The organism is Granulicella tundricola MP5ACTX9, assembly GCF_000178975.2.
GTDB classification, from domain to species: Bacteria; Acidobacteriota; Terriglobia; order Terriglobales; family Acidobacteriaceae; genus Edaphobacter; species Edaphobacter tundricola.
Genome location: NC_015057.1, coordinates 268,000 through 282,754 on the forward strand (window position 1 = coordinate 268,000; position 14,755 = coordinate 282,754).

Below are 14,755 nucleotides of genomic sequence, written 5' to 3' on the forward strand. Positions count from 1 at the left end.
TTAGTTATGGGAAACAAGCTGGTTCTGAGTTTTGCGGCAGCGGGCGTAATGGTGTTGAGCGGATGCCGTGTGGGTCCGCGTTATGTGGCGCCCGCGCCCCCTGCTCCGCCGGCCTATAAGGAGTCTGCGCCAACGGCTTACAGCGGCGCGACCGATGCTGTGTGGCAGCCTGCTCAACCGCAGGATGCGATGCTAAAAGGTAAGTGGTGGGAGATCTTTCGTGAGCCGGAGTTGAATGGCCTGGAAGATACCTTGAACATCGACAATCAGAATATTGCGCTTTATTTTCAGAACTTCATGGCTGCTCGATCGCAGGTTAAGCAGGCGAAGGCGAGTTACTACCCGACCGTTGGTGTTGCTCCCGCTTATACGAGGGAGAAGTCCCCAAGTACTTTACGGGGTGTCGGAGTTTCAAGCGGCACGACCACCGGGACGGGCACGACTGGAACAACGGGAACTACCGGGACCTCTACGACCTCAACCGGTGGCACGTATACGGATCTTTCGCTGCCGTTCGACGTATCGTGGGAGCCTGATCTTTGGGGCAAGATTCGGAACACGGTGCGCGAGTATCAGTACGCCACGCAAGTCAGTGCGGCCGACCTCGAAAACGAACGGCTTACCGAACAGGCCGACTTGGCGGAGTACTACTTTGAGCTTCGTGGACAGGATGCGTTGCAGCAGGTTTATGACGCCACCATCGATGCAGATCGGAAGTCGCTTGATCTGACAAAGGTACTCGTAGAGACCGGGATCGACAGCCCGGAGGCGGTGGCGCAGGCTGAGGTGACGCTGAAGAACGCCGAAGAGGCTGGTGCGGGAGTGGCGCAGAATCGCGCGATCTATGAGCATGCGATTGCGACGCTGATTGGCAAGCCGGCTTCTAGCTTTTCCCTGCCGGTGAGAGCGGCTACACCAGCGGCTCCGGCCATTCCGGTTGGCGTGCCTTCACAGTTGCTGCAGCGTCGGCCGGATATTGCCGCCGCGGAGCGAACGATGGCCGAGGCGAATGCGCTGATCGGCGTAGAGAAGGCCGCTTACTATCCGACGTTGAGCCTGACCGGGACTGGTGGCCTGGAGTCTTCGCACATCAGCTCCCTGTTCTCCGTACCGGCGTTTTTCTGGACGCTTGGGGCTTCCGCTTCAGAGACGATCTTCGATGCGGGACTGAGGAAGGCCACCGTTGCGCAGTACACCGCGCAGTTCAACGCAGACGTTGCGAGCTACAAGGAGACTGTGCTGACTGCGTTCCAGCAGGTGGAGGATTACATCGCTACCCTGCGCGTGACGTCACAACAGATTGCGAAGCAGCAGGAGGCGATCGACGCGGCACAGCGGTATGTCGACATCGCGACCGCTCGCTATCAAACCGGGCTCGATCCTTACCTGAATGTGATCAGCGCGCAGACTACTTTGCTCAGCGATCAACAGACCCAGGTGACGTTGAAGGTCAGCGAGATGACTGCAGCGGTACAACTGATTCAGGCACTGGGTGGAGGATGGGATACTGCCCTTCTGCCTGGAGCAAGCCAGGTCAATACAAACGGAGCGGTGCGGCAGGTCAGCCAGACGCCCTAATCAACCTTTCGCAAGGTAGGCGAAGCGAAAGACGAAGAGCGCTGCGAGAAGATAGAGCATCCAGTCCTGACGACGGGCTTTTCCGGTGAGGAGTTGGATGAGGGCGTAGCTGGTGAGACCGAAGCTGAGGCCATCGGCGATGGACCATGTGAGCGGGATCATGACCAGCGTGAGAAACGATGGGATGGCGATCTGGGGATCGCTCCATTCGATCTTGCCGAGGCCCGTGAGCATGAGAGCTCCGACCAGGATGAGCGCGGGGGATGTGGCGTAGACGGGGATGGCTCCGGCTAACGGGGCGATGAACAAGGCGATGAGGAAGAGCAGCCCGGTGACGATGGCGGTGACGCCGGTGCGGCCTCCGGCTTCTACTCCCGCGGAGGATTCGATGTAGCTGGTGACGGTGCTGGTGCCGGCTAAGGAGCCGACTACGGTGGCTGTGGCATCGGCGAGGAAGATGCGGCTCAGACGTGGGATGGAGTGGTCGGGCGCCATGAGACCGGCGCGTTCTGTGACGGCTACGAGAGTGCCGATGTTATCGAAGAGATCGACGAAGAGAAAGACGAAGACGATCTCGAAGACTCCGAACTTTGCGGCTCCTCGCAGATCGAGATGGAAAGCGGTTGCCTTGATTGCGGTGAGGTCGAAGGGCGTGGGCTGCCAGTGAAGCTGATGGAAGGCGAGTCCGGCGAGCATGGTGCCGAAGACACCGAGAAGCATGAAGGCTTTGACTCTCAGGACTTGAAGCACTGCAATGAGGAGAAGGCCGAAGAGCGCCAGCAAGGTGGCGGGGGCGCGGAGGTTGCCCAGGGCTACCGTGTGGGCGGAACTGGTGACGATGAGGCCGGAGTTAGTCAGGCCTACGAAGGCGATGAATAGCCCGATTCCTCCGCCGACGGCTGCGTGGAGTTGGTGAGGAATCGCGGCGACGAGACGCTGACGTATGCCTCCGAAGGTGAGCAGGAGGAAGATGATGCCGGAGAGGAAGACCGCTCCGAGCGCTGTCTGCCACGGTACGCCCATGCCTTTGACTACGGTGTAGGTGAAGTATGCGTTGAGGCCCATGCCGGGGGCGAGGGCGAGCGGGTAGTTGGCGATGGCTCCCATGAGGATGCTGCCAAACGCGGCGCACAGGCAGGTTGCAGCGGTAACTGCGGCGATGGGCATTCCGGTCTGACTGAGAATGGCTGGGTTCACGAAGATGATGTAGGCCATCGTGATGAAGGTCGTGAGGCCGGCGAGAATCTCAGTCCGCCAGGTCGTGTTGTGCGCGGTGAAGCCGAAGTACTGTTCGAGACGGGTGCGCATGAGCGTCGCCTTGGTGATGCAGGAGTGGGTTCAGGATAGCTTGAGTTGAGGATCGTGCAAGACGAAATGCTATGCTTGCGCATCCGCCTTTCATTCAGGAGCCTCTTATGCTGCGACGTGTCGCTGTCTTCGCCTTTCTCTTGATGGTGGGCTGGTGTGCGTATGCCAACGCTCAGACGAAACCGTGGCCGATCAAAGTTGTGATCGTGACGAGCTTCGAGATCGGCAAAGACACCGGCGATATTCCGGGCGAGTTTCAGCTTTGGGTAGAGCGGGAGCATCTGACTGAGTCGCTGGAGTTCGCAGGCGGCGTGCATCCAATTCTGACCAATGCGGATCACTCGGTAATCGGAATCGTCAGCGGGACGACGCTGGTGAATGCGACCGCCTCTGTGATGGCTTTGGGGCTCGATCCGCGCTTTGACCTTACGCACGCTTACTGGCTGATCAACGGGATCGCGGGTGTCGATCCTGAGGATGCATCGATCGGCTCTGCGGCTTGGGTTCACTACACGGTGAGCGATATCTCACGGTTCATCGATCCACGGGAGATGCCTTCGGACTGGCCTTACGGATACTTCACCATCGGGGCTGTAAAACCTAACGAACTGCCGCCTGCGAATGGGATCATTCATGATCGACAGAATGTCTATGAGTTGAATGGAGCCTTGACGCAGTGGGCCTACGAGCAGACTAAAGGCGTCGAGTTGTTGGATGTGGATGCGGTGAAGACGTTCCGTGGTGAGTATAAGGGCTACCCAAATGCGCAGCGGCCGCCATTTGTGCTCGTGGGTGATACGTATGCGTCAGACTCATACTGGCATGGCGCAAAGATGACTCAGTACGCCAATGAATGGGTGAAGCTGTTCACCAAGGGGCATGGGCAGTTTGTGATGACGGATATGGAAGACTCCGGGTACGCGGAGGCTTTGCAGAGGCTCGACCGGATGCACCGCGTGGACTATCAGCGTGTGATGCTGCTGCGGACGGGGAGCAACTACTCCATGCCTAGACCGGGGCACACTGCCGTCGAATCGGTGACAGCACCTTATATTGGGACGCGGCCCGCGGTTGAGAATGCGTTTCGTGTCGGTGACGTGGTGGTGCGGGAGATCCTGGCGCACTGGACTCTTTATGCGAACAAGATTCCGGGACAGTAACTACTGGCGCTGATAGCGTTTGAGCACATCGTCCAGCGTGAGGACGCCTTCGAGAGCTCCGCGCATGGCTCGGTTGGAGACCGGAAGCAGCGGCCAACGGCGGAAGTGCGGGAGAGCGCTTGCGAGTTGCTGATCCGGAAAGATGAGCGGTGTGCGCTCGGGGCCTAAAGCCTGCTGAAGAGGAAGGCTCGGGTCAATGGAATCTTCTTCGGCATCCAAATGAGCGAAGAGCGTAGTGAGCTCGGCGTTATAAGCCGCGTACCAGGTAGCGTCTGAGCATTGAATGAGGAAGATGGTAGCTTCAGGGCTCGTGGTTCGTCCGTTCAGTGCGATACGAGTGTTTGCGACCGTGTCCGCCCCTTGCAGGATGGGGACAGATACAGGCTGCAGCGCATCTTCAAAGTGGAGCTCACTCTCCTCGCGTTGCTCTTCCATGGAGGGCAGGTAGAGGCCGTCCTGATGCGTGAAGAGCTCGAAGATGGGGACGGGCTGTAGGGCTCTTGAGATAAGGTACGCGATCGTGTTGGCCAGGATGACGGGAAGAATGATCGAGTAGTTGCCGCTGACCTCCAGAACCATGAAGACGGAGGTGAGGGGGACCCGGAGAAATGCCGCAAAGAGTACGCCCATGCCAACCAGCGCGTAAGAGCCAATGGAGCCGGTGAGGCTGGGGAAGAAATGATGCTCGAATGAGCCGACTGCGGCGCCGAGCATCGCGCCGGTGAAGAGGGTCGGAGCGAACATGCCGCCGGGGGTTCCGCTCGAGAAGGAAAGGGTGGTGGCGATAATCTTGAACGCCGCGAGCAGCAGCAGCATCTTGAAGGCGAACTGGGCGTGCATGGCCTGGTCGATAGCGCCGTACCCGGCACCCATGACCTCCGGGAGACCGAAGTAACCGATGCTGCCGACGAGGAGGCCGGCCAGGGCAGGCTGCATCATCTGGAACCACTGCGGCTGCTTGCGAAGAGCTGGACGAAGCCAGCCGAGAGCTTTGGCGAAGACGAGGGAGGCTACTCCTCCGACGATGCCGAGGACCGCGTAGGCCAGGAGCTCGCGTGGGTCGCGGAGGCTGATGGCGGGGATGCGGAACATGGGGGACGCCCCCCAGAACCAACGGGCGACCACGACGGCCGCGACCGCGGAGAGGACGATGGAGCCGAGGACTGCGGAGGTCCACTGACCGATGACCTCCTCGATGACGAAGAGGATGGCAGAGATGGGGGCGTTGAAGGCGGCGGCGAGGCCGGCGGCGGCCCCCACCGGGGCGAAGAGGCGGAGCCGCTCGCGGGAGAGGCCTACGCGGCGGCTTATGAGGGAGGCGACGCCTGCGCCGATCTGGAGGGAGGGGTCCTCCGGGCCTAGGGAGTGGCCGCTGCCGATGGCCAGGGCGGCCAGGAGGAACTTGCCGATCATGGTGCGGATGGAGATGTAGCCGTTGTGGATGTAGAGGGCGGCCTTGGTCTGGTTGACTCCGCTGCCTTTGACCTGGGGGAAGACGTAGCGGGTGAGGAGTGCGATGGCGATGCCTGCGAGGCAAGGCGCTACGAGGAGGCGGGTCTGGTGCGGGGCGGGCGCGGAGCCCTGGAGCAGGACGCTGAGCCACTCGATGGCCATGCGGAAGCTGACGACGAGCAGGCCGGAGATGATGCCGATGAAGATGGAGAGGAGGAGGAAGAGGCGTTCTTCGCGCTGCGGGAGGGGTTGGTCTTCGGAGATGGTGGGCATCAGTGTCTGCGCCTCGGTTCTGGTCTGGCGCCGTATTTCCGGTAGTAGGTGTAGGCGTTGTCGGGGTCTCCGGACTGCTCGAACATCTCTGCGAGGGTGAGGTCTGAAGCGGCGGTATCGGGGGTGTTTCCGGCGGCTATGAGGAGCTCGGCGCGGGCGAGGGGGAGTTCGTGCTGATCGATGAGGTAGGCGGCGAGCTCGAGGCGGACCTCGCGGCGGCGGGTTATGGCATCTCCCTGCCAGGCTCCGAAGATGGAGGCTCGGTAGAAGTCGATGGCCTCATGCGCGGTTCCCTTTTTGCGGGCGAGGCGGGCCAGCTGGAGGTTGATGTTGCCGTCGCCGGGGTGGGCTTCGTGAAAGGCCTCGTAGTAGGCGGTGGCCTCGTCTGTGCGACCGTCGTTGGCGAGGGCCTGGGCCAGGAGGAGCTGGTAGGGCTCGTCGTCGGGTGCGTAGGTCAGGGCCGCGCGGAGGTCGATGATGGCCTCGGCGGGTCTTCCCTGCTGGATGGCCTGCTCTCCGCGCTGCGACCAGCGCTTGCCCAAGTCCTCGCGGTGGCTCTCGAAGGAGTGGAAGAGGAGGGTGGTCACGCCGTAGAGGACGAGGGCGATGAGCGCGAGGGTGAGGAAGGTGATGCTGTCGCGGAGGAGGAGTTTTCGCTTATCTAGAGTTGCGGGGGGCGCTATCGTGGTGGAGTCTAAAGCCATACCGTTGTTAACAGTTTAGCTCTTCGATGCCGGTCCACCCTCCCCCACCCCCGGTAAAAGGATGCAAAGTCTTCATTCTTTTGCGGTTAGGTCTGGACATGCTGCGCGAGGTCTTGATTCTATTGGAGACACGGCTGCAAAGTCTTCATTCTGATGTGCTTATCGTTCTGGCTCAATGGAAATGCTTGAATGGGACTTAGAGAGGATCACGACGGTGATTCGTCCTGATTTAATGGATACTTCTATTTTATCAAGTTGGGCGGGGTAAATACCCCAACTATTTTCAAGTTTTATCTCTTTTGGAATGAGACGTTTACATCATTTTTGGCTTGCTTAGGGGCTTGACACGCGATTTTTGGGCCAAAAGCGAGGGTGCCCGTTGTGGGCACCCTCGCTTTGTTGGAGTTACAGGCGATTCGTTAGAAGCTGAAGCGACCCTGGAAGGAGATGGTGCGGCCTCCGAGGGCTGTGGTGTCCTGTCCGAAGTTGGCGGCGATGTTGGTGTTTACGCTGCCGGGGTTCAGATTGAGGATGTTGAAGAGATTGAAGACGTCCGCGCGGATCTCAAAGCGAGCGCCTTCACCCAAGATACGGGTATTGGGGATGCCGAAAGACTTGGTAAGCGAGGCGTCCACGTTGCGGTAGTTGGGGCCGTCAAAGGAGTTTCGAGCGGTTCCCGGCTGCCCCGGAAGGGCAAGGTTGGCTGACTCGACTCCATTGGAAGACTGGATCAGGTTGGCGTAGTTGGGAACGTTGAAGTATTTGTTGTTGAAGGCAACGACCGTCGTTTGCCCGTTGACGACGGCTGTGAGGGGGATGGCCGTGTTGTTGGGGTTGGCGAAGTTGCTGCCGTTGATGAAGGCATGGTTGCTGTGATCGTTTCCGGCTCCGCCAAGGTACTGCGGACGGACATTCTGATAGCCGCACTGCTGGCAGTAAAGCGACTGACCGATGCCGTACGAGGGCGAGAAGGGGAAGCCGGTGTGGTACTGGAAGATGCCGCTGAGCGACCATCCGCCACCGATCTTCTCCAAGGCGCTGTGGCCCTTGAAGAAGACGGGCTGCCAGAGGCCGAAGATCTTGACGGACTTACCGACGTTGAAGTCCGACCGACCGTAGGAGAAGGCTGGGTTGGCAGGGTAGTAGGGGTCTTCATAGTACGGACCGGAGCCGTTGGTGTCCATGCTCTTGGACCACATGAACTGCCCGTCAAGCGAGAGCTGACGGGAGTTGTGCTTGGCTTCCAGGAGCAGGGCGTTGTTGTTGGCAGAGCCTTCGTTATCCCAGAAGTCTCCGCCGCCGTTGGGAACGAGGGGATTGAGCGCGGCCCCGGAGACGACGGCCAGGGAGTTGGGTGTCTGGTGGCTGATGAGGTGGCGGCTTACGCTGCCCTGGTAGCCCGCAGAGAGGACTGCGATCCTGCCCAATTGATACTGCGTATCCAGCGAGAAGTGCTGGGTATAGGTTGTGGGAAGGCTGCCGTGTCCGTCCCCGATGATGATGATATTTGCATTGCCAGCGGCGGGCAGACCGTTGGTGTTATACGCGGCTTTTGTGAATGGGTTTGCGGCAAATCCGTTCAAGGAGGTGGGGCTGCTGGAGATGCCATAGATGATGTCTCCGCCGTTCGTTCCAGGATTGGAGGGGCTGGCAAAGGAGAAGTTAGCCTGATTGGCCAAACCGGGGTTGAAGCCGGAGTTTGCCGTGATGGCGATCTCTTCCTGGTTGTAGTTCAGACCGTAGCCGCCGCGGACGACGAGGTTGCCGTGGAAGGCGTCCGGGCTGTAGTTGAAGCCGAGCTGCGGGCCGAAGTTACCCTTCTGCGGGGTCCAGAGGCCGTCAAAGTTGCGAACGCGGAGCCCGGTGAAGGAAGCTGTTCCTGCGCCGAGCTGGACTCCGTTGAGGTTGCCCTGCTTGGCATAGAGCGGCCCAAAGTAGGAGTAACGGATGCCGGCATGCACGGTGAGGTTGGGCAGGGCCTTCCAATCATCCTGAACGAAACCGCCAAAGAGGTTTTCCCGATCGTCCGAACGGCTGGAGCCGGGGAGTCCGGTTGCGGCGTTGAACTGGCCGCTCTCCGCGTAGGGAGCGTCATTGAGGAAGTCCCAGACGTTGTAGAAGTTGTAGCTTGGACGGCCGATCGGGTTGTTGAGGTAGTGGAGGTTGGTGTAATCGCCGCCCATCTTGATGGTGTGCGCACCAGCTACCTTGGTCAGGATGTCCTTGTAGCCATAGGTCCACTGGTTGAGGATGCTGCCGAGGGAAGAGCCGAACTGGTTGATCGTGGCCGAGGAGGTTCCGAAGTAGGTGATGTTGTCTTGCGGAAGACCCACTGGCTGCTGAGGGTTTGATGTGATCTCATTCCAGCGCCAGCCTGAGGCATTTGCACGAACCTCATTGAGCAGGTTGGACGAGAAGGTGTGGTTGTAGATGACCGAGAAGGCATCATTAACCTGAGCGTGGTTGAAAAGGTTGTAAGCGCGGGCTCCGCCGTTGTAGTTTGTGGTGCCCTGGGGGACCCAGTAGATGGTGAAGGAGAGGTGATCCTTCTGGGTGACGTTGCCGTCCATGCGACCGTTGAACTGGCGATAGTATGAGCTGGACGGGGTGGCGGTGCTGTAGAAGGCTACGTCCGCAACGCCATCGAGGCCGCCTCCAACGCCTGGGTTGTTGGCGGTTCCGTCCGCGGTGAGATCCTGCTTGCCGAGGCCGGTCTTGACCGGCGATCCGATGTCCAGGCCCTGGCCGGCGATGGTGCGGCAGTTGACGCCTTCGACCCGGCCGACGAGCGCGCAGGTCTCGCCGGTAGTGACAATGGTCCCCGCTACCGCGCTGCCGGGGAAGTTGAGGAAGGTGGAGGCGATGCTGCCGGATGGTGCGGCGGCGCGGAAGGCCGTGGTCTCATACCAACCTGTGCTGGTGGCTGTGGAGTTGTTGGGCGAGGACTCGTAGGCGAAGAAGGCGAAGAGCTTGTCACGCCAGATGGGGCCACCGATGGAGCCGCCGTACTGGTTGAAGCGAGCGGTATCACGCAGCGGGGTACCGACGCCCGTGGAAGGCTGGAAGGCGTTGAGGCCGGGGCGATGGATGGCGATGAAGGCGCTGCCGTGAAGGTGGTTGGTGCCGGCCTTGGAGGTAACGAGGGTCTGGGCGCCGCTGAAGCGGGAGTTCTCTGCGTCGTAATCGTTGGTGACGATGCGGACGTTATCGATGGAGTCTTCCGTGGGAGTGATGACGGAAGCGCCGCCCCAGACTGCAGAGACGGTACTGATGCCGTCGATGGAGATACCGTTGGCGTCATTACGGGAGCCGTTGGCGTTGGCCTGAGGACGGTTTTCCGTGGGAGCCGCGCCACCCGAACCGGAGCCGCCGGGTCCCTGGTTGCCGGGGAGGGAGTTGACACCGCCTCCTGCTGACTGGGAGCCATCGCTGACCGCACCAGGCGCCAGCTGGGTGAGGGTGAAGACGTCACGGTTGAAAGATGGGAGGTGCTGGATGTCGTTCGCACTGATGGTTGCGCCGATATTGGCGGTGGAGGTGTCCAGGATAGGGTTTTCTGACGCGTCCACCGTGACGGTCTCAGAGACGCCGCCGAGTTCCAGGGGGACGTTGAGGTTGTTGGGCTGCTCCGGGATGAACTGGAGGTCAGACAGAACTTTGGTCTTGAAGCCGGGGACGGTAACGGTGAGCTTGAAGTGATCTGCCGGGAGGGCGTTGAAGTTGAAGACGCCGGATGCATCACTGGTATGGGTGACGGTGGCGTTGGTGGCCAGGTTCTGCAGGGTCAAGGTGGCGTTGGGGACGGCTGCGCCGGTGTTGTCCGTGACGGAGCCCTGGACCGAGGTGCGGAACTGCGCGTAGGCGCTGGGCACGGTGAGGCTGAGGGCGGACGCGGCGAGGCCGGTGGTGAAGGCGGTGCTGAGGAGCATCCGGGAGAGTAGGGCTGATGGTTTGGTTCGGGACTGACTGCGGGGTTGGGTCTTGGTTCCTTGCATACTGCCTCCAGTGAAGCCTTGGGTGTTGCGAATTTTGGTGTGAGGGCGTCCGCTGATGGGTGTCTGCCGATGGTTTGGCGGGCGGGGCGCTCACTTTCGGGTGGTGCTTGCGGGGCTGGGGTCGGATGCGCTTCTCACAAAGGAATCCCGGGGAAGGCTTTTAGGCAAACGATTGAGCCGTTGGTGAATATGCTCTTCCGGGATAACGAGTGTCAAGCGATTCGATGCGAAAAGGAGGGAATTTGGGTTGATGAGGTCAACGGGGGTGTAGGTGGATTCCCGAACCGGGCTGGCAATATTGGGGATGGGGGCGGGGGACAAAGGTTTGTTTTGAGCGAATGGGCGGGAGTTTTCAATGAGGAATCGTTTCCAGACGAGGGGTGAGCAGGGTATAGTTCACCTTGATTCTGGCGAGGAAAAACCTGTGCGCGTGATGAAGACGGTGGTTGCGGCGGCTTTGGGGATGGGGCTGATTTTCGGTTCGACGGCTGGCGGGCAGGAGTTGCCGCGGGTGGAGATGCGGGATGGGCGGGCTTCGCTTTTTGTGGATGGACGGCCGTACTGGGTGCTGGGGGCGCAGGTGGATAACAGCAGCGGCTGGCCGGAGAGGCTGGAGGCGCTGTGGCCGGCGACGGAGAGGATGCGGCTGAATACGCTCGAAGTGCCGGTTTACTGGGAGCAGATGGAGCCTGCCCGGGGGAAGTTTGAGTTTGGGGTGGTGGATGCTTTGATGGCGCAGGCCAGGGCGCATCATGTGCGGTTGGTGATGCTTTGGTTTGGGACGTGGAAGAATGGGCGGTCGCACTATGTGCCGGGATGGGTGAAGGCGGATACGGTGGCTTATCCGCGGATGAAGACTCGGGAGGGCAAAGCGATTGATGTGCTGAGTCCGAATGCTCCGGCGAACCTGGCGGCGGATCAGGCGGCTTTCACGGCGCTGATGCGGCACCTGAAGGAGACCGACCAGCAGCATACGGTGGTGATGATGCAGGTGGAGAATGAGTCGGGGTCGCTGGGGAGTGTGAGGGACTTTGGGGCTGATGGGGCGCGGGAGTTTGCGGGGGCGGTGCCTTCTGAGTTGGTTCGGGGGTTGGGGAAGAGGCCTGGGACTTGGGCGCAGGTTTTTGGAGAGGATGCGGATGAGACGTTTGCTGCGTGGTCGGTGGGGCGGTATATCGAGCAGGTGGCGGCGGCGGGGAAGGCGGAGTTGGGGCTGCCGATGTATGTCAATAACTGGCTGAAGAGTCCGCGGGGGTATCCGGTTGAGACGGTGCCGGGGGAGGACTATCCGAGCGGCGGCCCTACGGTGAATATGCATGGGGTTTGGAAGATCGCGGCTCCGTCGCTGGCGCTGCTGGCACCGGATGTTTATGTGCCGAATAGCGAGCAGTACAGGGGGGTGATGGAGGCTTTTCATACTCGGGGGAATGCTCTGTTTATTCCGGAGAGTTTGGGGTTTGAGCCTTTTCCGGGGGCCAGCGGGTATGGGAGATATCTGTACTACGCGCTGGGGGAGGGGGCGATCGGATTTGCTAACTTTGGGCTGGAGCGGGTGAGGCTGGAGGGGATGGATGCGGAGACTTCAGCGCAGATTGAGGGGTTTCGACTGCTCGGGGGGTTTGACCGAGAGCTTGCGAAGCTGGCGTTTGAGGGGAAGGTGAGGACGGCGGTGGAGGAGAATGGGATCGCGCAGAAAGAGATTGTGCTGGGCTCGGGTTTATCTGCTGTAAGGGTGGTGGTTTCTTTTCCTCCGGCTTATGATCCTCCGGCTTCTCCGGTCTCTGTGAGCTCGGATACGACTCAGTTGCATGAGGGGCGGGTTGTTGTGGGGGAGCTGGGGGGTGGGGAGTTTCTGGTGGCGGGGATCGACTGCAGGGTGATGTTTGAGGCTCCGGTGCATAGCAAGACGCAGGTGCAAATGCTGACGGTCGAAGAAGGGCGGTATGACGGGGAGACTTGGGTGCCGGGACGGCTTTGGAACGGCGATGAGACGGACTATGGATTGAACTTTGGCGGTAAGGGATCGCTGCTGAAAGTGAAGATTGGGAGCTACTGAGATGAAGACAATTTTGGCGGGGATGATGATGAGTTTGGCTTGCTGTGTGAGCGCGCAGCAGCCGTGGCAGAAGATACAGATGGTTTCGGCGGATGAGGTGAAGAAGGGGTGGGTAGCGCCTGCGGCGGAGTATGGGCCGGAGCCTTACTACGGGTTGAATGGGGCGGTCGACGCGAGCGTGTACGAGCGGGATCTGGATACGATGAAGCGGCTGGGGTATGGGGCGGTGACCGTGCAGGCGGGGTACGGGATGACGCAGGCGTATTTGTCGCCGGAGTATATGGGGTTCTTCCGGGAGTTTGTGCTGGCGGCGAAGAAGCGGGATATGCGGGTTTGGATCGTGGACGATGCCGGTTATCCGAGTGGGTTTGCGGGGGGCAAGTTTACGGAGCTGCATCCGGAGTTGAGGATGCAGGGGTTGGCTGTGGCGGCGAAGTATCCGGCGCAGGGTGGTGAGACCGTCAAGCAGGCTGTGGGGGCGGGGACGGTATCTGTAACGGCGATTGATACAGATGGGAAGACTGTGCCTGTTCCGGTTACAAATGCCGGGATTGCATGGACGGCACCGGCGGGGAGCTGGACGGTGATGGTGGTGGAGCACAGGTTTATGACCTCGCCTACGCGGTCCGACACGAATCCGAAGCGGGTGAAGGATGGGTCGCAGTCGCTGGAGGACTATATGGACCCGGCGGCTACGGCGGTGTACCTGGCGTTTACGCATGAGGCTTACAAGAAGGCGATTGGGGATGAGTTTGGCAAGACGGTGATGGGATTCCGAGGGGATGAGCCGGATTACTCGATCGGCGGGCTTCCGTGGACGCCGAAGTTCTTCGATCATTTCATGGCAGTGAAGGGCTATGACGTTCGGCCGTATGTAGCTTCGTTTCTGATTCCGATGGCGAAGGAGACTCGGGATGCGAAGCTGACCGAGGTGCAGAAGCGGGCGCGTGCGGATTATTACGATGTGATCTCGCAGATGTTTCGGGATGGGTTCTTCAAGCCGCAGGGTGACTGGTGCGCGGCGAATCACCTGGAGTACCAGGTCCATCTGAACCATGAAGAGATGGAGATGCAACTGGTGAAGAGTGAGGGTGAGTTCTTCCGCGATATGAAGTACGTGCAGGTGCCAGGGATCGATTCGATCTGGCACCAGATCTGGACGGATACTGTTTCTGATTTTCCGCGCCTGGCTTCCTCGGCCTCGCATGTTTACGGGCATCCGCGTGCGTTTACGGAGAGCTTTGCAGCTTACCGGCCGGAGCCGGATGTGACGATGGCCCGGTACATCCTGAATGAGCAGTTTGTGCGCGGGGTGAACCTGGTGGAGACGATGTACTTCCCTGCCTCGACCGGCGGTAAGGGCGGCCCGGCGAAGTATATGCAGGACCCTGCTTATCCGGCGCTGCTGCAGTATGTGCGTCGGATGAGCTATGTGATGTCGATGGGCAGGCCCGATGCGACGGTGGGGCTGTATCTGCCATCGAGTTCGATGTGGATGGGCGATGCTTCGTCCGATGCCATGTTTGTTTCGACCGAGCGGCTGCTTTCAGAGCATCAGATCGACTTCGACATTGTGAGTGAGGATGCGCTGGGCGGTGAGTTGAAGGTTGATGGGGCGGCGTTTGTGACGGCGAGTGGCAACAGGCTGCGGACGGTGGTTGTGCCGGGTGCGAGTGTGTTGTCCGAGGCGGTTGTGGCTCGGCTGAAGAAGTTTGCCGCTGCGGGTGGGCACGTGCTGTTCCTGGGACGGACGCCAGGGCTGGTGTTTGGCAGGACTTTGCTGGATGCGCGGGCGGCAAAGACAGATGAGTTTGCATGGGCGAAGAGTGTGACAGATGTTCAACTGCCTGAGACACCGACGCCTCCTGCCTATCCTCCTACTGTTGCGCCAACAGAGCTGCTTGCGGCTCCTACGATTGTTCGTGCGTTGTCTGCGGTGACGGGCTTTGAAGAGATGAAGCTGGCGCACGAGGACAGTGCGCTACGGTATACGCACCGGAGGCTGAAGGATGCGGAGGTCTATCTGTTCTTCAATGAAGGGGCCGATGCGAAGACCGATACCGTGATGCTGCAAGGCTCGGGGGGCAAGAAGATTGAGGCGTGGGATGCTGAGACTGGGACGGTCCGCGCGGTTGTGGCGAAGAAGATGGACGGCGGAGTTTCTGTGCCGCTTGATCTGAAGGGGTATGAGACCCGCATACTGGTGGTGAGGTAAGCGGAGGAATCAAA

At 60.3% G+C, this 14,755-nt stretch carries 8 protein-coding genes; 4 read left to right on the plus strand and 4 right to left on the minus strand.

The features are described from left to right. Window positions 1-6 precede the first annotated feature (6 nt). Window positions 7-1,578: an efflux transporter outer membrane subunit gene (locus ACIX9_RS19825; RefSeq protein ID WP_013572874.1), complete on the plus strand. Its 1,572-nt coding sequence runs from the start codon at window positions 7-9 to the stop codon at window positions 1,576-1,578. Here the strand turns inward: ACIX9_RS19825 and ACIX9_RS19830 are convergent, their stop codons facing one another. Then, window positions 1,579-2,886: an NCS2 family permease gene (locus ACIX9_RS19830; RefSeq protein ID WP_013572875.1), complete on the minus strand. Its 1,308-nt coding sequence runs from the start codon at window positions 2,884-2,886 to the stop codon at window positions 1,579-1,581. It abuts the gene before it with no gap. Window positions 2,887-2,993: 107 nt separating this feature from the next. Here ACIX9_RS19830 and ACIX9_RS19835 point away from each other — a divergent pair, with 107 nt between their 5' ends. Beyond that, the gene (locus tag ACIX9_RS19835; protein ID WP_013572876.1) at window positions 2,994-4,046 is read left to right on the plus strand and encodes a purine nucleoside permease; all 1,053 of its coding nucleotides are present in this window, start codon (window positions 2,994-2,996) and stop codon (window positions 4,044-4,046) included. Here ACIX9_RS19835 and ACIX9_RS19840 read toward each other — a convergent pair whose 3' ends face one another. The 3 genes from ACIX9_RS19840 to ACIX9_RS19850 form a co-directional block, all read right to left on the minus strand. Then, on the minus strand, window positions 4,047-5,771 hold the full coding sequence (locus tag ACIX9_RS19840; protein WP_013572877.1) for a chloride channel protein: 1,725 nt from the start codon (window positions 5,769-5,771) through the stop codon (window positions 4,047-4,049). Beyond that, on the minus strand, window positions 5,771-6,475 hold the full coding sequence (locus tag ACIX9_RS19845) for a tetratricopeptide repeat protein (RefSeq protein ID WP_013572878.1): 705 nt from the start codon (window positions 6,473-6,475) through the stop codon (window positions 5,771-5,773). Before ACIX9_RS19845 ends, ACIX9_RS19840 begins: the two co-directional genes overlap by 1 nt. A 419-nt stretch (window positions 6,476-6,894) precedes the next feature. Next, window positions 6,895-10,404, minus strand: a complete 3,510-nt coding sequence (locus ACIX9_RS19850; protein WP_157478202.1) for a TonB-dependent receptor — start codon at window positions 10,402-10,404, stop codon at window positions 6,895-6,897. Between the two features lie 499 nt (window positions 10,405-10,903). On the opposite strand from ACIX9_RS19850, the gene ACIX9_RS19855 reads away from it, so the two are divergent. Together ACIX9_RS19855 and ACIX9_RS19860 are read left to right on the plus strand one after the other, a co-directional pair. Further along, entirely contained in the window at window positions 10,904-12,526 is a 1,623-nt protein-coding gene (locus ACIX9_RS19855; RefSeq protein ID WP_198152237.1) for a DUF5597 domain-containing protein, read from the plus strand. A 1-nt stretch (window position 12,527) separates the two neighbouring features. Next, window positions 12,528-14,741, plus strand: a complete 2,214-nt coding sequence (locus ACIX9_RS19860) for a glycosyl hydrolase (RefSeq protein WP_013572881.1) — start codon at window positions 12,528-12,530, stop codon at window positions 14,739-14,741. The last annotated feature ends 14 nt before the right edge of the window (window positions 14,742-14,755 follow it).

What these genes read in the sequence shown, in the direction of transcription:
- ACIX9_RS19825 (WP_013572874.1), top strand. Translation starts at nt 7, where the DNA reads ATGGGAAACAAGCTGGTTCTGAGTTTTGCGGCAGCGGGCGTAATGGTG.
- ACIX9_RS19830 (WP_013572875.1), bottom strand. Translation starts at nt 2,886, where the DNA reads ATGCGCACCCGTCTCGAACAGTACTTCGGCTTCACCGCGCACAACACG.
- ACIX9_RS19835 (WP_013572876.1), top strand. Translation starts at nt 2,994, where the DNA reads ATGCTGCGACGTGTCGCTGTCTTCGCCTTTCTCTTGATGGTGGGCTGG.
- ACIX9_RS19840 (WP_013572877.1), bottom strand. Translation starts at nt 5,771, where the DNA reads ATGCCCACCATCTCCGAAGACCAACCCCTCCCGCAGCGCGAAGAACGC.
- ACIX9_RS19845 (WP_013572878.1), bottom strand. Translation starts at nt 6,475, where the DNA reads ATGGCTTTAGACTCCACCACGATAGCGCCCCCCGCAACTCTAGATAAG.
- ACIX9_RS19850 (WP_157478202.1), bottom strand. Translation starts at nt 10,404, where the DNA reads ATGCTCCTCAGCACCGCCTTCACCACCGGCCTCGCCGCGTCCGCCCTC.
- ACIX9_RS19855 (WP_198152237.1), top strand. Translation starts at nt 10,904, where the DNA reads ATGAAGACGGTGGTTGCGGCGGCTTTGGGGATGGGGCTGATTTTCGGT.
- ACIX9_RS19860 (WP_013572881.1), top strand. Translation starts at nt 12,528, where the DNA reads ATGAAGACAATTTTGGCGGGGATGATGATGAGTTTGGCTTGCTGTGTG.